Annotated in this window: 17 protein-coding genes and 1 pseudogene; 9 read left to right on the top strand and 9 right to left on the bottom strand. The window is 35.9% G+C overall.

The annotated features are described in order from the left end of the window. The 3 genes and pseudogenes from BZG02_RS19650 to BZG02_RS19640 all read right to left on the bottom strand — a co-directional run. A pseudogene (locus tag BZG02_RS19650) lies at nt 1-3,304 on the bottom strand (hypothetical protein); the annotation flags it as partial. 350 nt (nt 3,305-3,654) lie between these two features. Further along, the gene (locus BZG02_RS19645; protein ID WP_101263457.1) at nt 3,655-7,827 is read right to left on the bottom strand and encodes a choice-of-anchor L domain-containing protein; all 4,173 of its coding nucleotides are present in this window, start codon (nt 7,825-7,827) and stop codon (nt 3,655-3,657) included. A 159-nt stretch (nt 7,828-7,986) separates the two neighbouring features. After that, nucleotides 7,987-9,888, bottom strand: coding sequence for a PA14 domain-containing protein (locus BZG02_RS19640; protein WP_101263456.1), 1,902 nt, complete (start codon nt 9,886-9,888; stop codon nt 7,987-7,989). A 121-nt stretch (nt 9,889-10,009) separates the two neighbouring features. On the opposite strand from BZG02_RS19640, the gene BZG02_RS19635 reads away from it, so the two are divergent. Then, complete coding sequence (locus BZG02_RS19635) at nt 10,010-10,711, top strand: YjjG family noncanonical pyrimidine nucleotidase (RefSeq protein ID WP_101263455.1); 702 nt, start codon at nt 10,010-10,012, stop codon at nt 10,709-10,711. A 465-nt stretch (nt 10,712-11,176) separates the two neighbouring features. Here the strand turns inward: BZG02_RS19635 and BZG02_RS19630 are convergent, their stop codons facing one another. Continuing rightward, the gene (locus BZG02_RS19630; RefSeq protein WP_101263454.1) at nt 11,177-12,466 is read right to left on the bottom strand and encodes an asparagine synthetase B; all 1,290 of its coding nucleotides are present in this window, start codon (nt 12,464-12,466) and stop codon (nt 11,177-11,179) included. A 47-nt stretch (nt 12,467-12,513) separates the two neighbouring features. Then, nucleotides 12,514-14,046, bottom strand: coding sequence for a replicative DNA helicase (dnaB, locus tag BZG02_RS19625; protein WP_101263453.1), 1,533 nt, complete (start codon nt 14,044-14,046; stop codon nt 12,514-12,516). Nucleotides 14,047-14,239: 193 nt separating this feature from the next. Here dnaB and ispE point away from each other — a divergent pair, with 193 nt between their 5' ends. Beyond that, nucleotides 14,240-15,055 (top strand): 4-(cytidine 5'-diphospho)-2-C-methyl-D-erythritol kinase, encoded by an 816-nt coding sequence (ispE, locus tag BZG02_RS19620; RefSeq protein WP_101263452.1) that lies wholly within the window; start codon nt 14,240-14,242, stop codon nt 15,053-15,055. A gap of 73 nt (nt 15,056-15,128) precedes the next feature. On the opposite strand, the gene BZG02_RS19615 is transcribed toward ispE, so the two are convergent. The 4 genes from BZG02_RS19615 to tgt all read right to left on the bottom strand — a co-directional run bounded on the left by BZG02_RS19615 (nt 15,129) and on the right by tgt (nt 19,524). Next, nucleotides 15,129-15,437, bottom strand: coding sequence for a biotin/lipoyl-containing protein (locus tag BZG02_RS19615; RefSeq protein ID WP_101263451.1), 309 nt, complete (start codon nt 15,435-15,437; stop codon nt 15,129-15,131). A 12-nt stretch (nt 15,438-15,449) separates the two neighbouring features. Beyond that, nucleotides 15,450-16,994: an acyl-CoA carboxylase subunit beta gene (locus BZG02_RS19610; RefSeq protein WP_101263450.1), complete on the bottom strand. Its 1,545-nt coding sequence runs from the start codon at nt 16,992-16,994 to the stop codon at nt 15,450-15,452. A 203-nt stretch (nt 16,995-17,197) separates the two neighbouring features. After that, complete coding sequence (locus BZG02_RS19605) at nt 17,198-18,274, bottom strand: LptF/LptG family permease (protein ID WP_101263449.1); 1,077 nt, start codon at nt 18,272-18,274, stop codon at nt 17,198-17,200. Nucleotides 18,275-18,393: 119 nt separating this feature from the next. Next, the gene (gene tgt, locus BZG02_RS19600) at nt 18,394-19,524 is read right to left on the bottom strand and encodes a tRNA guanosine(34) transglycosylase Tgt (RefSeq protein WP_101263448.1); all 1,131 of its coding nucleotides are present in this window, start codon (nt 19,522-19,524) and stop codon (nt 18,394-18,396) included. 246 nt (nt 19,525-19,770) lie between these two features. On the opposite strand from tgt, the gene BZG02_RS19595 reads away from it, so the two are divergent. The 7 genes from BZG02_RS19595 to BZG02_RS19565 all read left to right on the top strand — a co-directional run bounded on the left by BZG02_RS19595 (nt 19,771) and on the right by BZG02_RS19565 (nt 25,661). Then, nucleotides 19,771-20,904 carry a glycosyltransferase gene (locus tag BZG02_RS19595; protein ID WP_180335794.1) on the top strand — a complete coding sequence of 378 codons (1,134 nt, stop codon included), beginning with the start codon at nt 19,771-19,773 and terminating at the stop codon, nt 20,902-20,904. Continuing rightward, entirely contained in the window at nt 20,895-21,509 is a 615-nt protein-coding gene (locus tag BZG02_RS19590; RefSeq protein WP_101263446.1) for an RNA polymerase sigma factor, read from the top strand. Before BZG02_RS19595 ends, BZG02_RS19590 begins: the two co-directional genes overlap by 10 nt. Before the next feature lie 78 nt (nt 21,510-21,587). Further along, nucleotides 21,588-22,208 (top strand): 16S rRNA (guanine(527)-N(7))-methyltransferase RsmG, encoded by a 621-nt coding sequence (rsmG, locus tag BZG02_RS19585; protein WP_101263445.1) that lies wholly within the window; start codon nt 21,588-21,590, stop codon nt 22,206-22,208. 103 nt (nt 22,209-22,311) lie between these two features. After that, on the top strand, nt 22,312-22,470 hold the full coding sequence (gene rpmH / locus BZG02_RS19580; RefSeq protein ID WP_101263444.1) for a 50S ribosomal protein L34: 159 nt from the start codon (nt 22,312-22,314) through the stop codon (nt 22,468-22,470). Between the two features lie 288 nt (nt 22,471-22,758). Beyond that, on the top strand, nt 22,759-23,586 hold the full coding sequence (locus tag BZG02_RS19575) for a PASTA domain-containing protein (protein WP_180335793.1): 828 nt from the start codon (nt 22,759-22,761) through the stop codon (nt 23,584-23,586). A gap of 14 nt (nt 23,587-23,600) precedes the next feature. Then, nucleotides 23,601-24,674: an RluA family pseudouridine synthase gene (locus BZG02_RS19570; protein WP_101263442.1), complete on the top strand. Its 1,074-nt coding sequence runs from the start codon at nt 23,601-23,603 to the stop codon at nt 24,672-24,674. A gap of 15 nt (nt 24,675-24,689) precedes the next feature. Continuing rightward, the gene (locus BZG02_RS19565; protein WP_101263441.1) at nt 24,690-25,661 is read left to right on the top strand and encodes a D-alanine--D-alanine ligase; all 972 of its coding nucleotides are present in this window, start codon (nt 24,690-24,692) and stop codon (nt 25,659-25,661) included. The last annotated feature ends 206 nt before the right edge of the window (nt 25,662-25,867 follow it).

Genomic DNA, 25,867 nt, shown 5'->3' with positions numbered 1-25,867 from the left:
CATTCTGTGTTTGTGTACTGATATTCCCAACAACATCTTTATAAGTCCAGGTAACAACAGTAGTTCCTTGTGTAGTTATTGGCAAACTTGCATCGTTAGTTACTGTTACAGCAGAACAATTATCTGTCGCACTTGGTGCAGTTAAAGTCGTTACCTCACACTCTGCAGTTACGTTTGGCAATGAAGCCAAATCTGCAACCGGTGCTGTAGCATCAGTAATGATTACATTCTGTGTTTGTGTACTGGTATTCCCAACAACATCTTTATATGTCCAAGTAACAACAGTAGTTCCTTGTGCTGTAATTGGCAAACTTGCATCATTAGTTACAGTAACTGATGAACAGTTATCTGTTGCACTTGGTGCTGTTAAACTAGTCACCTCACACTCTGCAGTTACGTTTGGCAAAGAAGCCAAATCTGCAACCGGTGCAGTAGCATCAGTAATGATTACATTCTGTGTTTGTGTACTGATATTCCCAACAACATCTTTATAAGTCCAGGTAACAACAGTAGTTCCTTGTGCAGTGATTGGCAAACTTGCATCGTTAGTTACTGTAACTGATGAACAGTTATCTGTTGCACTTGGTGCAGTTAAAGTCGTTACCTCACACTCTGCAGTTACGTTTGGCAAAGAAGCCAAATCTGCAACCGGTGCAGTAGCATCAGTAATGATTACATTCTGTGTTTGTGTACTGGTATTCCCAACTACATCTTTATAAGTCCAGGTAACAACTGTAGTGCCTTGTGCAGTGATTGGCAAACTTGCATCGTTAGTTACTGTTACGGCAGAACAATTATCTGTTGCTGTTGGTGCTGTTAAACTAGTCACCTCACACTCTGCAGTTACGTTTGGCAATGAAGCCAAATCTGCAACTGGTGCAGTAGCATCAGTAATAATTACATTCTGTGTTTGTGTACTGATATTCCCAACAACATCTTTATAAGTCCAGGTCACAACAGTAGTTCCTTGTGTAGTTATTGGCAAACTTGCATCGTTAGTTACTGTTACAGCAGAACAATTATCTGTCGCACTTGGTGCAGTTAAAGTCGTTACCTCACACTCTGCAGTTACGTTTGGCAAAGAAGCCAAATCTGCAACTGGTGCAGTAGCATCAGTAATGATTACATTCTGTGTTTGTGTACTGGTATTCCCAACTACATCTTTATAAGTCCAAGTCACAACTGTAGTTCCTTGAGTAGTTATTGGTAAACTTGCATCGTTAGTTACTGTTACAGCAGAACAATTATCTGTTGCACTTGGTGCTGTTAAACTAGTCACCTCACACTCTGCAGTTACGTTTGGCAAAGAAGCCAAATCTGCAACCGGTGCTGTAGCATCAGTAATGATTACATTCTGTATTACATCAATATCATTTCCATGACCATCATCAAAGTTCCATGTAATTACATGAGTCCCTTGCGTTGTATAAATTAATGGATCACTTGTTGTTCCTGTGATTGTACCTCCACAAACATCTGTCGTAGTTGGTGCAACCGCTGTTGCTGAACACTCACCTGTTATATTGGCTAATGTTGGTGTTACTGGATCGGTTACATCTTCAACCGTTACTGTTGCAGTACATGTGGAAACCTGACCATTATTATCGGTTACCGTTAATGTTACTGTATTAGGTCCAACATTTGAACAACTGAATGTGCTTGGGCTTACACTTAAATCTGAAATCCCAGAAGCATCGCTTGATCCATTATCTATTTGTAATGCTGTAATACTAGCATTACCACTTGCATCTAGCTGAATTGTAATATCTTGACAAACCGCCGTTGGTGCCACATCATCTTCAACCGTTACTATTGCATCACAAGTAGATACATTACTGTTATTATCAGTTACTGTTAATGTTACTGTATTTTCTCCAACATTAGCCGCGGTGAATGAGGTCATACTTGCAGTCATACTTAATATTCCACAAGCATCACTTGATCCTCCATCAATATCACTGGCTACAATACTTGCATTTCCTGTTGCATCCAATTGAATTGTAATATCCTTACATATCGCCGTTGGTGCAATATTATCCTCAACAGACACGTTTGCACTACATGTTGAGGTATTCCCAGAATTATCAACTACTGTCAGTTCAATGGTATTAGGAGATGATAATGGTGAAGATATAGTTTGATCAGGAATACCGGGTCCATTAATTTTTATAGAAGCATCTGTACAACCCAAAATCTCAGGTGTGATTGTTGCACAATCAGAAGAACTCCTCCAATTCTGTGATGTCTCAACCGTTCCACTTCCACCACCATTAGGTAAATTAAAATAAGTATTACCACAATCTAAAGTCCCTTGTAGTGTATACAAATTTGATGGAATATTTGAACCAGAAAAACTTATATCATAACCAACCGTTACTTTATAATTATAGCCATATTCGCAAGTAGTGCCAACAGGATTAACTGAAATAGGCCATACTTTTATACTAACAGCATAATCGTCAGTTGAAGCAACAACCAAATTAGTAGAAACATCATCACAATTAAAATCTGTCTTTGACAATGACATTGATGCGATACCACAGTTATCACTTGATCCATTATCTATTTGCGCTGCTGTTATTGTAGCATTTCCACTTGCATCCAACTGAATCGTTATATCTTTACAAATTGCAATAGGATCAACTAGATCTTCAACTCTTACCGTACTTAAATCATCCAATTCTACTCCACAATCCGAACTAGCTCCTTTAGCATATACATTATACACTGTAGTAACTGCAGGAGTTACAGCGAAAGTAATAGTACCTCCTGTTCCTGCAACAACAGATCCAACATTACTATCATCACTATTTAAACGCAATTGATAATCAACACCTAATTCACTATTGGAAAGTAGTATTGATGCGGTTCCTGAAGGACAAATAGAAGGATCGCTTAAGCTAAGACTTTGATCAGGTAAATCACTTACAGTAACAGTTAACTCCATATCAGACGAAACACATAGACTCGATGTTTCTTCATAAGCTGTAAGCTTATAATCTCCTGCCGTAACATTCCATAAAATTCCAATTATACTTTCACCAGACACAACAGTCTCGCTGTACTGAATTCCAGATGCGGTTGCATCCTCATCAGCAACAGGAGAACCTCCATTATATATAGCTCCCCCTTCTACGGACCAATAAATTGTCGAACCAGCTAATCCTTCTACTTTATATTGTCTCAACTCACCAGCACAAACATCTTCCGTAGAAGATAATACTGTTTGAGCATAAAGATCAACTTTTACCAAAGTAATCAGAATAACCAGTATGAAAATTTTTATGTGTAAAAGTCTTATCAAGCGTTATATTTTTAAGATGAAACTTATTTGTCAATTAGCAAAGCAACTCATTTTTCATTACAACTACTCATTGATACGGCAATTGTTAAAAAGTGTTTTGTTTTTTTATAATAAACAAGGCTTTTATTAACTTAAATCATCAATAAACATATATAAATCAATGATTTCGGACCTGTTTTAATACTCTTTTTATTCCCTTATCTACAAAATAATCATTTTAATCAACAAACGAACAACTTTAATCTAAAATGAGTAAAGAAACACAATTCAGTACATTTAAACTTTCATATTCCTTTTCGTTCGAACTCTTTTTTATTAGTTAGCCTCCATTTCTCGAAATGTTAAACTCTCTACTCATGATAGATTCCTTTAGGTTCTGGTTCGGTCGCAACATCATAAGTTGCAATACTTGAACATGATTTTGCATCGGTAACAGTAATTGTATAGTTCCCAGCACCAAGTCCTGTAGCATCTGGTGAATTTAAAGAACCATTATGACTCCAAGAAAAATCATAGAATGGACTAGTACCCATTCGAGTGCCACCCGTAACATTAACATTCAATACCCCATCACTTCCATTAGAGCATGTATTACTGCTTGCTTTAAGAGACAAAACAGGATGCGGATTAATTAATACTCCCGATATGTACTCTGTATTTTTACAACCATTCGATTTCGTAATTGTAAGAGAAAAATCTTTAGCACTTAACACGGTTGTGCTATAACTCGCTGTAGTATTAGCCGAAGTTGGGCTATCAATACCACCAAGAGGAGTCCAAGAATAAGAATCGCCACCACTACTATTCAAAATAGTAGAAGACAAATTAATTACCTCACCACTGCAATATTCTGTTTTATCGGATATTATTGAGAAGTGTGAATTTTCGTTTACCGTAAGAACCATAAAATCTGTATCGACACAAGAAGCTGTTGCTGAGTTAGACTCTTTAACTGTTAGCGTAAAAGTATATGTACCAAAAGGGATATCAGCAGAAACAGTTGGATTTGATGCATTTATATTACTCAAATATGTCTCTCCAGATTTGGGGGAACATGACCATTCGTAATAGATACCTCCACTTCCATCCAGATTTACTGTTTTTCCCTCGCAAATAGTTTTAGAAGGACCAGCTTCTGCGGCAATTGGAGTAACAGCTGGCATAACAATTTCGAAACTAGCAGACTGACAAGCAAATCGATCCTGTACCGTCACTGTATGTGATTCTCCAACAGTAGGATTGCTCAAAGTAAAAACATTATTATCCTGAAAAGAACCACCATCTATACTATACTGATAGTCAGATGGATCTAATCCAGACTTCAAATCGATAGTAATTGTTGCAACTGGAGTGGCACCTAAACAAGACACCAGACTAGTTGGAGAAGCCTGAATTTCAGGAATATCAATTATTGTCACCACTTTTTCGTAATAATCTGGAGCAGAACAAGGACAATTCTTTAAAAAAGACAAGCGCAATTCTTCATCACCCTCAATATTTGAATCAGAAACGGCTTTGTAGTAATAAACCAATTCATCTAAACCTGCTGGTAAAGTTACGGTAGTTGGAATTTTACCATCACCAATTTGATTTCCATATTGATCCACATACAAATAATCAACTCCATTTGCAGCAGTACCTGAGATATTCAATTCGAAAGTCATTTCATCCTCAAAATCCTCTTTTCGAACAAATTTAATGTAACTACCGCCACAACCTTCATACATAAAATCAACATCGTCCTCAACACCAATTCCATTTTGAATTTCCACTTCGTTTGATTTAAAACTTTCTGCCTCAAGAAAAACGGCTGAATTTATCTTATTATCCGACACATCGGAAATAATTAAACGAATGTGATAAGTTTCGCAAGGAGTAACACTTGCACGAGCAGTTAAAACCGTTGTCCTTCCATCAAAGCTAGTGGCGAAATCAGCAGGAGTATCTACATAATACAAAGAATTTGAACTCCTATTTACATTATTTATCGATACATTATCAGTACTACTAGGGATTAAAGCAATATTTTCACCCCCATTTGAAAACGAACCATTAATTCCAGGACCACTTAAAATAAAACCGAACACATCATTATATGCACTTCCAACAAATTCATGATATTCATCAGATGCAAATATATAATTGAACTCTAATTGATCCCCTGCAGGAACAAAATCAAACTCTAAAATTTGCGCATCTTGCGCTGAATATCCTGCCAAACGAAAAACATCTGGATCATAAGCAGACCCATCAATATTATCACTTTTATTACCTCCATCATTTTCTCCCTCAGCATTTCGGACTTTACCTGTAGATATAATCACTCCTGATGATAATGGAAAATCAGAATCCCCTGCACTAAAATAACCAACTCCATCTTTGTCATCACCTGAATAAGTGATATTATCTGCTTTTAAACAGCCCGTAACTAAAACATCACTGACTAATTTTTCAGGCGTATCATAAAGTCCGTTTGCTTGTCTGTTAACTTCAATTGATTCTTCAGATGGAAAATCATCATCAACTATTGTGATCATCACCATTTGAGTTCCACCACCAGTACCTCCTGTAATACTTGAAATGTTAACATTCAATATTTCGTTTCCTTCAATAATAGCATCATTCACCGAACTAATCGTGACGCTAGCACTTAAACTCCCCGCAGGTATTTTAATTTGTAGTTTGGATATTGAATAATCTGAAGTTGAAGCCGTCCCAGACATAATTAGATTAACAAGAACATCGGTTGAAGCAATTCCTGTTAATGTAGCTGTAACAAAAGTGTTTCCACCATTCTCAATAATTGAACTTGGGGATACGGACAAAACGACTTCAGGAGTGGAAGGTTCAACAATTACTGTTACATTAATACTAGTAGAATTGCCACTATCATCTTTAACCGTTAATACTACCGTATTCGTTCCTACATCTGCAGTTGTAAAATTTGTTTTACTGAGAGTTCTAGAAGTTACCCCGCAATTATCAAGAAAACCTGGATCTACATCTGTCGCAGCAAGTGTTGCAGTACCAGATGTATTTAATTTCAAAGTAGTTTCAATTACAGTACTATTTAAAATAGACGTTTTAGAAAAAATCTGCTTGGAAACCCCTGCATCTACCGATTCCCATCTCAATTCAATAACTGCACCACCTGAATTTTCAAAATATTCCAACTTAATGGTGTGTTGTCCTGAAGCCAAATTTATAGTGCCCTGTTTTTCTGTTGGAGCTTGGTAATTCCAATTATCAACAACGGTGGTACCATCAACTACAAGTCGTACACCATCATCGGAGTTGGTATAAAAAGTATAATTTCCAGCTACTGGAACAACGAAAGTTCCACTGTAACGAATAGTAAAATAGTCAAGCCCTACAAGACTCTCATTAGGTGAGCCATATGCCCAACTATTATTAATCTCCGATACCGATTCTGAATATTTTAACTCGCCAAAATTTATTCCTGTGTAATAGTCGGCATTCAAATTTAGCAACGATGGAGCTACCTGATCTTGAACGGTAACTGTGGCGGTACAAGTTGATACATTTCCATCCTCATCCTCAACCGATAACACTACATCATTAGTCCCAATATCTGAACAATCAAAAGTACTTTTATCCAAACTTAAAATAAGACTAGCTGTAGAAGTTTCAACATCACTACTCCCATTATTTATATCTGCTGCACTTATACTAGCATTCCCTAAAGCATCTAATTGAATTGTTTGATCCTTACATTTTGCTACTGGCATTGCACCATTAGAAACTATATTTAAAGTATAATCTTCGACTTCACCATCAAAATTATTCTCACAAGCTGTTGGCTCGACATCCCATTTTGCAGAAATTCGCATACGAGTAGCACCCAACAATGCACTTGACGGAACAGAAATTGAATAAGGAGATCCACTTGTTGGTCCGTTAGTCGTATTATAGGCGGTTCCTAAATGATAAATTTCGGAATTCTCAAAGTCTGCATTTTGATTCCAGTCAATCCAAGCAACTGCATATACTGTATATGCGCCATAATCAGTATTTAAATTGACTGTTAAATTGTAAGAATTTCCAACAATAACATCTGTTGATTCTGAGGTAAAATCATTATAACCACTCGTTTTATTACTTGGTGTAACTTTATTTATCGTATTGATAGTTACTCCTGTGATGCTAGTATCATAACTTATATTTCCAGAAGAAGAACAATACGATAAAGCCCCCGCTACAAGACTTAAAGTCTCCTCTGAAATTTTCATCCAATTTTTTCCTACCTTCTCCCAATACTCAAATACGTAATCTCCCTCATCTAACCCGCTAAAATCCACTACATTTTTCACTTGCCAATCTCCATCTATCACAATTCTTCTTTTATTACCAGACCAATCACTTATCGTAATACTTCCATCCTTACTTACGCTAGTTGTAGGATGTACTAAAGTAGCAGTCTGCCCCAAAAGGGAACCACTTAGAGAAAGAAAGAAAATCAGTAAAGATAATTTTATAAAAATATTTTGAGTAGAATCTTTCATAGGCTAATTTTCAGAGATATCAGGCAGATTAAATAGTCGGGGCCAAAAATAGTTAATTATTCTTAATTGATACATACGCCTAAAAAACGATTTTGTTTAATTTTTTCTGAACTTTACGCTTGCCAAACAAATAGATTTAGATTGTTGATTAACAAAACATTACTCATGATATATTCCAGTTGGAGTTGGAATACCTTGTAATACAAGCACTGCAGTATTTGTGAGGTCGGAAAAACAAGCGCCACTTTGTGCTTTAAAACTAATTGTATTATTTCCTTCCGAAAAGCCTGTTGTGGAAATACTTAAAAGAATATCCGAACCATTTCCCGTTACAGAGCTTCCAATTTGGACTCCATCTTTATAGGCAGTATACACAACCCCACTCTCACTGGCTTGTATGGTAAGATCGGCATCGGAACCAACACATTCAGTAGCTCCAAGCACAGCAAGATCAATTGCTGGTCCTCCAATCACAATTACATCTATTACACAATTTGAAGAATTACCATTTACATCAGTAACCGTGAGAGTCACCGAATTTGCACCTAAATCATTACAAGTAAAAGTCGTTTTACTAAGAATTCGTGAAGCGATTCCACACTCGTCCGAATATCCAGGATCCACCTCATCTACGGTAAGATTATAAGAACCTGTAGTACTAACATCCACAGTAACATCTTGACAGACCCCTGATCCAGAACCATTACTAGTTACAAATTGACGTGAAACGCCTGGCCCCACCCATTCTAATTTGATAACTGCACCACCACCACGCTCATAATACTCCAATACAATTGGAGCAATTTGTCCTGCCGACAAAGTAATTGTACCAGAATTTGTAGTAGTTCCATGATCCGTCCAATTATTTACGACTTGTTGTCCTGCAACCCACAGACGAACACCATCGTCTGAAGTTGTATAAAAGGTATAAGTTCCTGCATTAACAGCCTGAACACTCCCTTGAAATCGCACTGAAAAATTATCAGTTCCAACCAAAGTCGATTCTGGTGCACCTGTTCCCCAAGAGTAGTTTAATTCATCAACCTCTAAGGTTTCTTTAAATGTATCGAAACTTCTACCATCATAATAATCTGCCCGTAAAGCAGAAATGGCAGGAGGAGTAATATCCTTAACAATTACACTAAAACTATGCGTTGCAGTATTACCAGCATTGTCGGTTGCTACAAACGTATTTACCGTAGTACCCACAGGAAATAAAGAACCTGAAGGTAATCCTGTGGTTTGCGTAACCAAAGCTCCTTCAAATTCTACCACATATCTTCTAGTGTATGTATCTGGCAAATCATTCCATTTACCAGTGCTGTACATTTCGGTATAGTCTTCGCCAGTACCATAATCATTTGGTTCAACACCATTCCAATTGGTAAAAGAAACAGCTTCTCCGTTAGACCAAACAAAAGTACCTTCGCTGGCAGCATCGTTTAAGCCTATCCAAACACCATCAACTAAGTTATCGACAAAATCATTTTCGGCCTGACTGGTAATAGTTACTAAATGGCCTCCCACATTAGCCGCCGCCAACATAGCATTTTGTGCCGTAGCTGTTCCATTGGAATAGTAATAGGTATGATTATTTAATTCTCCCAAGTAAGAAAATCCGGCTAAAGTTCCAACATAAGCAGAACAATTATCTGTAGCCACAGGAATAACATAATCAACGATCTCTCCACATGCATCACCAGATGCATTTATGGCAATATCTGTTTGAGGGTTTTGAAAAACAGGATTTTGAGTATCCGATGCAACAATAGTATGGTTTCCATTATAAATAATATTCCATGCATTTATTCTACGATACACGATAACTTGGTAAGTCGTTTCAGGCAAGTTTGAAAAAGTATGATTAGATGAAAAATACTCATAACCATACCAAACTCCACCAACCTGTAATCCAACAAAATATGTTCCAGATGGATTAACAGAAACTGATATTTCACCAGTACCACCTTTACATTGAGGATTTGTAACAATAACAGTTTGCGCTGTTACAGCTCCTACAAATAGAATCAATAATAGAGTGGTAATTAAAATTTTATTCATTTAAACAATCTTGGGTTCAAAATAAAACTCATTTATTACTTATTCTTACGCAAAATTATCATTTTTGTTTAATTATATTAAGGTAACGACTCCAAACGAAGTTTCAAAAAAAGCAGGTTAAATGACAAACTCAAAATACAAACACATATTTTTCGATCTAGACCGCACTCTTTGGGATTTCAATAAAAACTCTGAGGTTAGTCTACACCAACTATACCGAGATTACCAACTGCAAACAAACTTTGGGAGTTTTCTATTTTTTAAATCCCGCTACGAATATCATAACGGAAAACTGTGGAATGCCTACTATCAAGACAGAATAAAAAAGGAAGACCTGATGTATCGGAGGTTTTATCTAACATTAAAGGAAGCAGGGAATGATGATTTAGATTTGGCAAAAGAAATAGCGCAGGATTTCATTGATATAAGTCCCTTGCAAACAGCTACATTCCCAAATACACTTCTCATTCTCGAGTATTTAAAAAACAAAGCATACCAATTGCATATTATTACCAATGGTTTTAATGAGGTACAAGGGAAAAAATTAAAAAACTCAAAATTAGCTCCCTACTTCACCGAAATAATAACATCGGAAGATGCAGGGGCAAACAAACCAACTACACAAATATTTGAATATGCATTTGCTAAGACTGGTGCTACTGCAAACAATAGTATAATGATTGGAGACGATCTCACTACTGACATTGCAGGGGCAAAAAAGGTGAAAATGGATCAAGTTTTTTTTAATTCAAACAAAATCAAGCACAAAGACAAGCCAACTTTTGAGATCAATGATTTATTAGAAATTAAGCAGATACTATAACCTGCTCACCAACATACCCACATTGCAATTTGTAATCAAATTTTCATGTTATTCAACAATTCACAACGAAAAAGAACAATTAACCAATCAATAGTAAGAAAAGATCTATTATATTTGTATCGGTAATCAACAAGACTTGATATGCAAACAAGTTTTGTTGCCAACATCGGTTTGTACTGTGACTTTCATAAATAATTCTAAAGGGTTAGTGAAGTTACTAAGGTTAATAGATTACAAATGGTTAATAATATATTGAGTAAATCAGGTATTTAACCGATGTTGAAATTTGAAGGCTGCGTTTAGGGGACGCAGCCTTTTTTTTGCTTTAAATTCTGCAAAAAAATCTAAGAAAAACATAAAGAAACAAGGTTAAAGGAGGAAGTACCAAGAAAAAAGTTAAAAAACGAAGGAATATGAACCATTGATCATTTGACTTTGCGACCTTTCTAGACTTTTGAACTCTCCTTAGGTTTTACGTTTTTTCTTTTTTGCCGCTGGAAATAATACATTATTCAGAATTAGTCGATAACCTGCCGAATTCTTTTTCAAATTAAGATCGGTAGGTGGATCTCCAACCAAGTGTTGGTAATCTTCCGGATCGTGTCCACCATAAAAAGTCCAGGTTCCCTTTCCTAAGTTTCCATGAATATACCGAGCTTCGCCGGCAGCCTTATTTTCGCCCATTACAAGCACATTAGGCTTAATTAATTCTAATTTAAAAGCTGTTGTCTGCCCCATAAAACCTTTTATCAAATTTTTATGATTCTGACACAGCATACTTGGCACAGGATCCCATTTCGCCGAAAAGTCAAATAGAGAAAAATAGTCCTCCTCCTGCTTTAGCTTCCTGCTTAAAGTTACGTCGATATCCGAATACTCGTATATACCAGGATTTGTTTCGATGGTAAAATTCTGAAAAGCGAAAGTTTGTGAAAAATCAAGATGCGACTGAGCATCTGGTTCCATTGGATCTCCATCGAATACGGCATCACAAATATCATGATCTCCCGCAGCCAATGAGATATCAAAAGTATCGGTAGCAGAGCACATGGCAAACAAAAACCCTCCAGCCTCAACAAAGTTTCTTATTTTAATCGACACAGCTTTTTTTAAATCGGAAACCTTAGCAAAACCATAACGATTCGCCATTTCCATATTCGACTGCACTTCATCTTTATACCATTTCATATTCCGATAGGAGGCATAAAATTTTCCAAACTGACCCGTAAAATCTTCATGATGTAAATGCAACCAATCATATTTCGACAACTTTCCAGTCATTACCTCATCATCATATATTATATCGTAGGGAATTTCGGCATAACTAAGTGCCATAGTAACAGCATCATCCCAAGGTTTTTTACCTTTGGGAGAATAAACAGCTATTAAAGGTGATTTTTCGAGTTTAACAGCATCCATATTCACTTCATCACTCGAAATCTCTGTCAATATTTGCTGGGTTGAAATATCGCTGAGAACGGAAAAACTAACGCCACGTATCTGACATTCGTCTTGAATTTCTTTCTGGAAAGGCAATAAAAAAGACCCGCCGCGATAATTTAGCAACCAATGAATCTCATACTTTTTTTCCAGTGTCCAAAAAGCAATCCCATAAGCCTTCAGATGATTCTTCTGAGTATCATCCATCTGAATTAATAAACTTGCAGCATAGGAATTATAAGAAAATAAGCCTACAAAAAGTAAGAGTACTAATTTGCGACTATATTTTTTCAAGAATGTTTTATCTTCAATCATAAAAACAAGATAAGAAATTCTATTTGCTAAGTTGTTTTCGCAAGTAGTTAAAATGGAGGAGCATCATCAAAATCATTTCCACCATTAAAACCGGCATTAAAATCATCAAAACCGGAAGGTTCCTGATTCATACTAGAACTGAATGTTTTCACATCATCTAAACCCGGTGTCGCAAATGGATTGGCGGATTCCCCCTCCAAATCGGTAAATCGTGCCAATTGATTTCGGAATCGAAGCTGAATTTCTCCTACCGCACCATTACGGTGTTTGGCAATAATAATATCGGCAATACCTATTAGTGAATTTCCTTCCGCATCCTCGGTGATTCCATATCGCTCGGGGCGATGAATAAACAGTACCATATCGGCATCCTGCTCAATCGCTCCAGATTCACGTAAATCGGAAAGCATTGGTTTTTTTGCATCTCCAGTTCTTTGTTCCACACCACGGTTCAACTGAGAAAGTGCAATTACCGGAACGTTTAATTCCTTCGCAATAATTTTTAACTGTCGCGAAATTAAACTCACCTCCTGCTCACGATTTCCTCTCATATCGGAACCAGCTGTCATCAGCTGCAAATAATCAATTACAATACAACTAATGTCGTGTTTAGCCTTTAATCGTCGACATTTTGATCGCAATTCATAGATCGATAAACCTGGAGTATCATCCACATAGATTGGAGCCTCTACCAAGTCTTTAATTTTAACATGAAGTTGTTCCCATTCAAAATCTTCCAAGCGACCACTTCTCAGCTTCTCCGAACCCAATTCTGTTTCGCTGGAAATTAAACGTTTCACCAACTGGTCGCCTCCCATCTCGAGCGAGAAAATAGCGATAGGAGCTTTATGATCGACTGCCATATTTCGTGCCATCGACAAAACGAATGCTGTTTTTCCCATAGATGGACGAGCAGCAATAATTACCAAATCGGATTTTTGCCATCCAGATGTAATTCGATCCAAAGCAGTAAAACCAGAAGGAACACCACTTAAACCATCGGTACGTTTTCCTGCCTCAACAATTTGATTAATCACCTCATCGGCAAGAGGACGAATATGGGAAGATTCTTTTTTGATATTTCCTTCGGCAATTTCAAAAACATCCTGCTGAGCTCTATCTAATAAATCTGCAACATCAACACTCTCGTCGAAAGCTTGGGTTTGAATTTCGGAAGAAACCCGAATTAATTCGCGCTGAATAAACTTTTGAGCAATAATTCTTGCATGAAACTCGATGTGAGCAGCCGATGCAACCCTATTCGTAAGTTGGGTAATATAAAAAGGACCACCTACTGCGTCCAAGTTACCATGTCGTTTCAACTCCTCAGTGACCGTTAGAATATCAACTGGTTCCTCGTTAATTGAAAGAGATAGAATTGCTTTATAAATTTTTTGGTGGGCATCCTTATAAAAAGACTCTGCATTTAAAATATCTCCCACAGAAATCATGGCATCTTTTTCGAGCATTAATGCTCCCAGAACAGCTTCCTCAAGCTCTAAGGCCTGTGGAGGAACTTTTCCGTAATCAAGATCTACTTTATTCTTCGGTTGATTGTTATATTTATTTGCGCCAGCCATAAAAATATTAAATTCTAATAATACACTTTCCCTTTAAAATTAGCACTTTCAGCATTTTCTTAGAATCGAAAAAGATCTAAAAAAAAAATTTAGAATGCAAAAACAAAGATAGAAAATAAAAATGCTTCTAATTGATTTTTTTTGCTCTTATAAATCGAGTATTTTTACCCCTCAATCATAAAACTTATTACTTGTGCTTCATTTTCCAAATGCTAAAATTAACATCGGATTAAATATCGTTGCAAAAAGACCCGACGGCTTTCACAATATAGAAACCATATTTTATCCTATTCCACTTACCGATGGATTAGAAATCGCAACATCCGACAAGAAAGAAAATTACACATTTAGTTCCTCGGGAATACCTATTCGGATAGCCGATCGGGACAATATTGTTTGTAAAGCATATGAATTGCTACGTACCCAATATCAGATCCCGTCAAGCACTATTCATTTGCACAAAAATATTCCGTTTGGTGCCGGATTAGGAGGCGGATCTTCGGATGCTGCCTTTATGATTAAAATGTTGAATGAACAATACCAACTAAAGCTTTCGTACGAAAGCATGGAAAATTTAGCAGGACAACTAGGTAGCGATTGTCCATTTTTCATTCAAAACAAACCAGTTTTCGCAACAGGAAAAGGAGATATTTTCTCCGAAGTGCTTATTAATCTTTCGGGATATCATCTACTTCTAATAAAGCCAGATGTTCATATCAGCACTCCTGAAGCTTATTCAAAAGTTCAACCAGTACAACCATCTAAATCCTTAAAGGAGCTAATTAAAGAACCAATTCAAAATTGGAAAAATTCAATATTTAATGATTTTGAAAATAGTATATTCCCCGCTCATCCCGAACTGGAAAAAATAAAATCGCACTTATATAGCATGGGCGCATTATATGCGTCTATGTCGGGAAGTGGCTCTTCTCTGTTTGGAATTTTCAAGAACGAACCCATTTGTCCAAAAATATGGGAAGAGTACTTTTGTTGGAAAGGAAAATTATAAAAGCATAAATCTAAAAAAAAGAATGAGCCCAATCATTACGAAAGGGCTCATTTTTTATTTCAATACAGAAGAACTACTCAATTTCCACCATTAACAAACGGTTGGGAACCTTTTCTCCTTCAGCAACATAAATTTTGGCAATTTTACCATCAAAAGGCATTTTAATCTGATTCTTCATCTTCATTGCTTCAAGAATCATCAGGCTTTCACCTTCCTTAACTTCCTGCCCTTCTTTAACTAAAATTTCAACAATTGTACCAGGAATGAATGAATTGATGTGTTTTGGATTTGGTCGAACCCAAGGTTTTCTATTCTCAAACTTTTTGGTTAGTTCTGTTCTATAAACAGTACCATCAACATTGAATTTTTTAAAATTTCCCATATCGAATAAATTTTAAAATGGAGGAATACCGTGTTTTTTCGCTGGTCTACCATCAACTTTGTTGCTGGAAACCTCAATCGAGTGTAACAACATATTACGAGTCTCTTGTGGCTCAATAACCGTATCGATATACCCTTTGGCTGCCGCAACATAAGGATTGGCAAACTTCTCTCTATATTCAGCTACTTTTTCTTTTCTCATAGCCTCTGGATCGGCTGCTGCCAAAATCTCTTTTCTAAAGATAATGTTAGCTGCACCATCAGGACCCATCACTGCGATTTCTGCATTTGGCCATGCAAACATGAAATCTGCTTTCATATGACGAGAGTTCATAGCAATATAACCTCCACCATAAGCTTTACGCACAATCACAGTAATTTTAGGCACTGTTGCTTCACTATAAGCATACAAAATTTTAGCACCGTGACGAATAACCCCCATATGCTCCTGATCCACACCTGGTAAATAACCTGGCATATCCTCAAGAGTTACTATTGGAATATTAAAAGAATCGCAGTAACGAATAAAACGAGCTGCTTTATCGGATGAATCACAATCCAAAACACCTGCTAATACAAGTGGTTGATTTGCAACAAAACCAACAGTTTCGCCATTCATTCTACCAAAACCAATAACAATGTTACGGGCAAAATTCTCCATACTCTCGAAGAAATCCGAATCATCAACAATTGCTTTAATCACATTACGAATATCGTAAGGTTGAGTAGGATCAGAAGGAACAATCTCTTCAATTTTGTACTCTGGTCTTGGTGGCTTAGGAGGAAATGCTTTCGCTTTTTTAGCGTTGTGCCATGGTATAAAGGTGAGTAGCTTCTTAATTTGTTCGAAGCATTCGTATTCGCTTAAAGCGTAGAAATGAGCATTCCCTGTAATTTCGCTATGAACTTTAGCTCCACCCAGTTCTTCCATACTAATTTCTTCACCCAAAACTGTTTTAATTACCTCAGGACCGGTAATGAACATTTTAGAAATGTTCTCAACCACAAACACAAAATCGGTAAGTGCAGGAGAATAAACAGCACCTCCGGCACAAGGACCTAGGATTACTGACAATTGAGGAATTACTCCAGATGCTAACGTATTTCGGAAAAAGATTTCTCCATATCCGGCAAGTGAATTAACACCTTCCTGAATACGAGCTCCACCCGAATCATTAATACCAATCAAAGGTACACGCATTTTTAATGCATGATCCATGATTTTTGTAATCTTACGCGCGTGCATCAGACCAAGAGAACCTCCCGCAACGGTAAAATCCTGTGCGAAAATACACACTGGCTCTCCGTAAATTGTTCCGGTTCCAATAATAACACCATCGCCATGAAGTTCTTTCTTTTCCATACCAAAGTCGCGAGCTTCGTGCTCAACAAACATATCGTATTCATGAAAAGAATCTTCATCTAAAATAGATGTTACTCTTTCTCTGGCAGTCAATTTCCCCATCGCAACTTGCTTCTGAATGGCTTTTTCACCGCCACCTTGAAGCACTTTTTCTTTTCTCTTTCTAAGATCAAGAATGTTTCGTTTCAATGACATAATTTGTACATTTAGTTAGAAAATATATACTCTCATATATATAATTGAATTTCGTGAGCTCACAAAATTCCAAGATACAACGTTACTAATTTTTAGGATAGAAAAAAACTCTACGTAACTTCACCCTACAATTAGCTTTCTATAAAATAAGCTCTTTTGCTTGATAATCAAATATATTCGCGAAAAATAATTTGGATTTTTTTCTACTTTGGTGCAATTCGATATAAATACACCGCTATAACTGCGAATACAATATTAGGCAACCAAACAGCTAATATCGGATTCATACTTCCATTTGTTGCAAAAACTATAGATATCTGCATAAAAAGGATAAAAGAGAAACTTAGCAGTAGGCCTATACCAATATGCAAGCCCATTCCTCCCCGAATTTTACGGGATGCCAGGGATACACCAATAAGTGTTAGAATAAAGGTTGAAAATGGATTTGCCATCCGTTTGTATTTTTCAATCTTATAGGCTTCTATATTACTGTCGCCTCGCATCGACTGCTGTTCAATAAAATCATTTAATTGAGGTAAATTCATTGCCTCTACAATATTTTTTTTTGAACCAAACTCTTCCGGTCCAAAATTAAAGGTCGTATCCTTCGTTCTTCCGTGCTCAAACGATTCTTTCTCTCCATCTATCGTACGAATAAAAAAATCGTTAATAGTCCATTTATTCTTCTCATTACTCCAACGAATCGACCGCGATGATAATTTAGACACCAATTCTTTTCCTTCGAATCTTTCCAAGGCGAATTTGTAACCCGTATTACTTGCAACCTCGTAATTAATCATGTAGATAAAAACACCTGGTTCAATCTGCCTGTGAATATTACGTTCGTTATTTCGAAACTGTTTGCTAATGTAGGTTGCTGTAAAATCAAGTCTTTTTTGATTGGCAGGAGGAATTATATAATTGCTTAAAACAAATGAAAAGATTCCTATTATTAGTGCAGATATAAAGTACGGATACATCATTCTCCGAAAACTCACACCACTACTTAAAATCGCAATAATCTCGGTATCGTAAGCCATTTTCGAAGTGAAAAAGATTACCGCAATAAATGTGAATAAAGCACTAAAAAGATTCGCAAAATAGGGAATGAAATTCAGATAATAATCGAATATAATTGCCTTAAGCGGAGCTTCCTTATCGATGTATTCATCGATATGTTCCGAAAAATCGAAAATAACCGAAATGCTGATTATTAGAACAATCGCAAAGAAGAAAGTTCCCAAAAACTTCCGGATAATGTATAAATCTAATTTTCTCAAAATCTGAATTTTAAATTCCTTATTTCCCGAAAATTGCAGAATAACAACTTTCGGAATAAAAGTATAACTTATTCTTCAATTACCAATCGAGCAGGATCTATTGTAAGCTTTTTTAACAGTTACAAACGAGTTGCTAATTTCTTCACCATGATTTCTTTCCAAGACGCAAAAGTTCCTGCATTAATATGCTCTCTTGCTTCCCGCACTAGCCACAAATAAAAAGCCAGATTGTGAATGCTACAAATTTGAGAACCCAATAACTCCCCTGAATGAATCAAATGTCGCACGTATGCTTTTGAATAATTCTGATCCACATACGAAGTTCCATTTGGATCTATCGGTGAAAAATCATCATACCATTTCTTATTTTTAATATTAATAGTTCCTTCGCTAGTAAAAATCATTCCATTTCGCCCATTTCGGGTCGGCATTACGCAATCGAACATATCCACCCCTCTCGAAATAGCTTCCAATATATTAACAGGAGTACCTACTCCCATCAAGTATCTTGGTTTGTCTTTCGGCAACACCTCATTCACTACTTCAATCATCGAGTACATATCCTCTACCGGTTCGCCAACTGCCAACCCTCCAATTGCATATCCCTCTCGATTAAGCGAGGCCGCATGTTCTGCAGCCTTAATACGTAAATCGTTGTAAACACATCCCTGCACAATAGGAAATAATGTTTGCGAGTAGCCATATTTAGGTTCTGTTTCATCGAATCGTTTTACACAACGCTCTAACCACCTTTGAGTAAGCTCCAATGAATTTTTCGAATACTCGTAGGTTGAAGTTCCTGGAGGACATTCATCAAATGCCATAATAATATCGGCACCAATGGTTCTTTGAGTATCCATAACATTTTCAGGAGTAAAGAAATGCTTTGAACCATCGATATGCGAACGAAACATTGCACCTTCTTCAGTCAACTTTCTATTTTCAGCCAAAGAAAACACCTGAAAACCACCACTATCGGTTAAAATAGGACGTTCCCAACCATTAAATTTATGCAGGCCTCCTGCCTTCTCTAACACATCCAATCCCGGACGCAAATACAAATGATAGGTATTTCCTAAAATTATTTCGGCATTAATATCGTCTCTTAATTCTCTTTGATGCACACCTTTTACAGAACCAAGTGTTCCCACCGGCATAAAAATGGGTGTTTGAATTTTCCCATGATCCGTAGTCAACTCCCCTGTCCTCGCCGAAGACTTAGGATCTGTATTCAGTAATTTAAAATCCATATGTACTATTTATATTTGCTTACAATTAAGCGTTTCCACCAAATTTGTAAAAAAATCAGGGGGCAAAGATACTAATTAATCTTATTTCTGAATCACTAAGAATGTCCGAAGGAAAATTACGGTTTGTTATCGTAAGAATATCAGCAATATAAATATTCGTCTTTTACAACAGATATCAATCTTGCTATCAAAGTTTTTTAATCGGTAAGAATCTCGTATTTTTGATGCACATAAATAAAGTTAAATTTGGAAACAATAATTACTCTACCTACTTCTGTTGTTCAATGGGTTTTACTCACTGCACTTTTTTTTGCTTTTTGCATACAATTATTCTATCACCTACGTTACATTCAACTATTTAAAAGAGAGAAAAAAAACAGCTTCAACACTAAGGTGGAACCTGTCTCGATCGTAATTTCGGTGAAAAATGAAGAGGACTATTTACAAGAAAATCTTTCTCTTTTTTTAGAACAAGAATATCCCAATTTTGAATTGATTTTAGTGGATGATGGCAGTGAAGATGACACTCAAAGCATAATTGCAGGCTTTCAAAAAAGGTATCCTCATCTGCGTGCTACAAAAATTCCTATGGATGCAAAGTTTCAACACAACAAGAAACTTGCTCTAAGTATAGGGATAAAGGCAGCTAAAAATGAAAAAATAATTTTCGCAAACATTGAAAGTAAACCCGAAAGTAATAACTGGCTGCACACATTTGTAAATTCCTGGGACAAGGGAGTACATTTCGGCTACGTTAATTTTGAGCACAAAAAAGGATTTCTTTACAATTTTCTCCGATTCGATATGCATAAAAAGAACCTTAAAAGTGCAAGCTTTGCATTATCGGGGAATGCTTATTCTGGAAACGGAGCAAATTTAGGATATAATAAATCGGATTTTTTTGCAAACAAAGGATTTGCTAAACATTCTCATTTTGAAGCGGGATACGATCATCTTATGATTCTTCAACTTAATAAAATTTCGGGAACCTCTGTTTGTCTTCATCCAGAAGCAAAAATCAATTTGTCGTCGGTATCTGCTTATAGTAATTGGCTTCAACTTAATAAGAATTATTACAAATGCCGAAAACAACTCCCTTTAAAAATTCGCCTACTTATCGATATAGAACCGTTAAGTAAATTAGTTCTATATTGCGTTAGCATTTCCCTTTTATTATTCACGCATTTATACATTTTCCTTGCTATTGTATACTTAACAAGATTTATCATACTTGGAAGCATGTTTAAAATAAGTAATAGGCATTTGAAGGAAGAAAATTTATTTTTATCTTCGTATATATATGAGATTTTTGTGTTATTTTCAAAAATATATTTTTTGTGTGCAAATTTCTCTTTTAGTAAAAGCAACCAATGGAAATAAACCCTAATCTCTCGGAAAAAGCCCAATACGATTACAGGCTTGTTTTATCCGCCATTAACGGTACCCAAAAAGCATATGAAGAGCTTTTTAAAAGGTATAAAGATGCGATATTCTTCATGTTGCTTAAAATGGTGAATAACAAAAACGACGCCGAAGATTTAACCTTTGAAGCATTTGGAAAAGCATTCAGAAACATTAAACAGTATTCCCCAAAATATGCATTTAGCACTTGGCTGTTTAAGATTGCTTCTAACAACTGCATCGATTTTCTTCGGAAAAAGAAAGGCAATACAATTTCTATTGATGGAAAAGATGGCTCGGACAATGAACGAAGTATTTCTTTAGAGTCGAATACACTTAATCCGGAGCAAGAATTTATAAGAGATCAAAAAGCAAAAATAATGCGCACCGAGGTAGCTCGTTTAAAAGAACGCTACCGAAGATTAATTGAACTTCGTTATTTTGAAGAATTTTCGTACGAGGAAATAGCAAAGGAACTTAACCTGCCTATTGGTACGGTAAAAGCGCAACTATTTAGAGCACGAGAATTACTTTTTAACACGTTAAAAGATTCTGAAGTGAAAATTGATAAGAAAAGAGAGTAAGGTCTTTATCGCTTACTGTTTTATAACAAGATCTTCAAAATTTAGTCTATCTTTGCCGACCTTAAAATTTACACTGGCATGGAAATCATTAAAAAATATTTTCCCAATTTAACTGAAGAGCAGGAACAAAAACTCTACCGGTTAAAGGAACTATACACTTTTTGGAACGAACAAATTAATGTAATCTCCAGAAAAGATATGGATTCGTTATACGAGCATCACGTTTTACATTCTCTGGCAATAGCCAAAGTAATTCAGTTTACTCCTGGAACAAAAGTAATGGACGTAGGTACAGGAGGTGGTTTCCCAGGAATTCCATTAGCCATTTTATTTCCTGAAAGCGATTTTTATTTGATCGATTCGATCGGAAAAAAGATAAAAGTGGTTACCGAGGTAGCAAATGCTTTAAATCTAAACAATGTAAAAGCTGAACACATTCGCGTACAACAAGTTAAAGATAAATTTGATTTTATTGTAAGTAGAGCAGTTACCGCATTTCCGAAATTTGTGAACATGGTTCTTAAAAACAGCAAGGCTAAAGATCAAAATAGTTTACCCAATGGAATAATTTATTTAAAGGGTGGTGATTTTGAAGATGAAATCTCGGGGTATGGTAGTAGAATCAGTATTTACAAGTGCTCCAATTATTTCTCAGAAGAGTTTTTTGAGACAAAAAAAGTAGTACATCTTGATATTTAATTAAAATAAAAGCGCTGATCTTTTTGATAGATTAAAAAAAACCCTATTTTTGCAATCCGAAATCAACGCATATAATAACTTTATTCGATAAAAATTTTTCGCGATGAAAAGAACATTTCAACCTTCAAATAGAAAAAGAAGAAACAAGCACGGATTCAGAGAGAGAATGGCTTCAGCAAACGGACGCGCAGTATTATCTCGCAGAAGAGCCAAGGGCAGAAAAAAACTAACTGTTTCTTGCGAGCACAAACACAAGGCTTAATTTTAAATTAAGTTGCCGATATACAGAAAGTAAAGAATTCTATATTCTTTACTTTTTTGTATTTAATAGAGTATGCATTATTCTATTATAGATGAAGATAGAGTTCCAGAGGAGCTCTTTTTTTATGGATTATTCTCAAATCAACTATTTAGTTTCGGTTTACTCTGATTTTTTCTATAATCTAAAAAATCTCTGCTATTTTTGTATCTGGTAAAAGACATTGCCAACCGAGCAATATTTTCTTTTGCAAGTAGTTGTTTATTAAGAATACTAAAGCCCATAATGAAGATGAAATCAGTAAATTTCTTCAAGAGTAAGTTATTTCTAATACAAGTTGGAATCGCTCTATTAATTACAACAGTTCTAATTTGGATCACCTTAATTAGTTTAAGGTGGTATACCCATCATGGAGAAGAACTAGAAGTTCCGGATTTATACGGCATGAGTATTGAAAAAGCCGGAAATGAATTGGAAACCGAACAATTAGTTTTCTCTATCTACGACTCTATTTACAACCCGAAATATGCTCCAGGAACTGTTCTTGATCAAAGACCATTAGCTGGTGCCATAGTAAAAAGAGGCCGAAGCTTGTTCTTAACCATTAATGCAAACAAACCGGAGCAAATTCGCTTTCCTAATTTGGTAGATAATTCGTTCCGACAAGCATACGAGTTACTAGTAACCAATGGTTTTCAAATAGGAAAATTAGAATATGCCAACAACCAATTTTTTAATTTAGTGCTATACCCTAAATACAATGGCGATTCGATACATGCCGGTAGTATGGTTGATAAAGGAGCAAGCATAGATCTTGTTCTGGGAAGAGGTGACAACAATGAAGTTACTGCTCCAAATCTAATTGGAAGAACAAACACTCAGGCTAAAGAAAAAATAATTCTATCCAACTTGAATTTAGGCAACGTACGATTCGATCAATCAATAAGTACACATTTTGATTCAATTCAAGCTAAAGTATGGCAACAAAATCCGTCCGTTACTAATAATCAAAGGCTTAGTCCAGGATCAAGAATCGATATCTGGCTAACACGAGATTCAGTTAAATTACAACAAGCTGATTCTTTGTTGCAAAAAAGCTTAAGCAACTTGATTTTCTAAAACAACTGAAAAAAATGACTGAAAAAGAACCATTAGATAATTTTAATACTGACGACGAATTAGAAGCAAATCAAGAACAATTCGAGCATTTTCGTTTTGAAGCAGATCCGGGGCAAAACCCACTTCGAATTGATAAATTTTTAGTTGACCGGATGTTAAACTCCTCCAGAAATAAAATTCAAGAGGCAGCTAACAATGGAAATATTTTGGTGAATGATGTACCCGTTAAGAGAAACTATAAGGTAAAGCCAAAAGACGTTATCACTGTTGTATTAAGTTATCCTCCTAGGGAGATTGAAATTATTCCCCAGGATATTCCTTTAAATATTGTTTACGAAGATGATGCTTTTTTAATCATTAATAAAGAACCAGGAATGGTTGTACACCCTTCCTACGGGCATTATTCAGGCACACTCGTGAATGCTTTGGCGTTTCATTTACAGAACCTGCCATTGTTTAATGCAAAAGATCCTCGTCCGGGTTTAGTGCATCGTATTGATAAAAATACATCTGGAATTTTGGTAATTGCCAAAACCGAAGATGCTAAAACCAAATTAGGTCTTCAGTTTTTTAACAAAACCAGCGATCGAAAATACAGAGCATTGGTATGGGGAAATATGGAAGACGACGAAGGAACAATAACTGGTCATATTGGAAGAAACCTTAAAAATAGAAAAGTTATGGATGTTTTTCCTGATGGAGATTACGGAAAACATGCGGTTACTCATTACAGGGTTTTGGAAAGACTTGGATATGTAAATTTGGTTGAATGTATTTTGGAAACAGGAAGAACACACCAAATTCGCGCCCATTTTAAAAGTATTGGCCATCCGCTATTCAACGATGCCGAATACGGAGGTGATGAAATTAGAAAAGGAACCACCTTTACTAAATACAAACAATTTGTACAAAACTGTTTTAAAATTTGTCCGCGACAAGCCTTGCATGCGAAAACATTAGGCTTCGATCATCCGGTAACCGGTGAATATATCTCATTCGATTCGGAGATTCCTGATGATATGGCTACTTTAATCCAGAAATGGAGAGACTACACCTCTAACAGGCCCTTAGAAGCCGATGAAGAATAAAACTATAATTTCGCAATGAAAAGAACAATCGCTGTAATTGCAGGTGGAGACTCTGCAGAATTTGAGATCTCCTTGCAAACCTCAAATCATATTTTCTCGATCTTGGATACTGAGAAATACATTCCGTACCTAGTTATTCTTAAAGGAACAGATTGGAATGTGAAAATTGACAATGAATATTATCCAGTCGATAAAAATGATTTTAGTTTTAGTATAAAAGATAAAAAAGTAAAGTTTGATTTTGCATATATTGGAATTCATGGAACGCCAGGTGAAAATGGAATTCTGCAAGGATATTTAAATTTACTTTCCGTTCCCCACTCAACCTGCGATGTATTTAGCAGTTCGCTCAGCTTTAATAAGCATGCTTGTAATTCCTACTTAAAATCCTTAGGTTTTAGAGTAGCACAGTCGATACTTCTGAAAAAAAATCAAAACTATTCCACTCAAGTGATAAATGATCATTTAGGAATGCCCTGTTTTGTGAAACCAAATGCCGATGGTTCCAGCTTTGGCATCACTAAAGTGAAAAGGATTGATGAGCTGAATGAAGCCATTGCAAAAGCTTTTGGCGAAGGAAAAGAGGTGATTATTGAGGAATTTATAGACGGTTTAGAATTTACCTGTGGCTTGGTGAAAACAAAAAGTGAATCCATTATATTTCCGGTAACAGAAGTATTACCTAAAAAAGAATTTTTCGATTTCGAAGCCAAATACGATCCAAGTATGGCCGATGAAATTACACCAGCCAGAATATCAGAAGAACTAACTCTTCGAATACAAAATTTATCGTCGGAAATTTACGATGCCTTAAAATGTAAAGGAATTGTTCGGGTGGATTACATGATTCGGAAAAATGAAATTTTTATTCTAGAAGCCAATACTGTTCCAGGAATGACAACTAATAGTTTTATCCCTAAACAGGTGGAAGCCATGAATAAAGACTTAAAAGACATTTTAACTTTAGTGATTGAAAATGAATTTTAATTTACCGTTTGCTCCACTTTAAATTAACTTAAACATTTGTACTACTGATTCTTATGGCATTCTGTTAAATAAAGAGAATTTTGTCTTTTTTTTCATTTTTTTTCGTACGAAGGAAAGACTTGTAATAAAAGGAAAGAAGTCTTTTTTATGAAAATCAGCATCACTCATTTGATACTGTAAGTGGTTCAAAACTAAAACTTTTTACT

Origin of the sequence: Labilibaculum filiforme, assembly GCF_002843315.1 — a bacterium.
Classification (GTDB): domain Bacteria; phylum Bacteroidota; class Bacteroidia; order Bacteroidales; family Marinifilaceae; genus Labilibaculum; species Labilibaculum filiforme.
The sequence above is the reverse complement of the archived record's forward strand: the minus strand, read 5'-3'. Positions and strand labels throughout refer to the sequence as shown.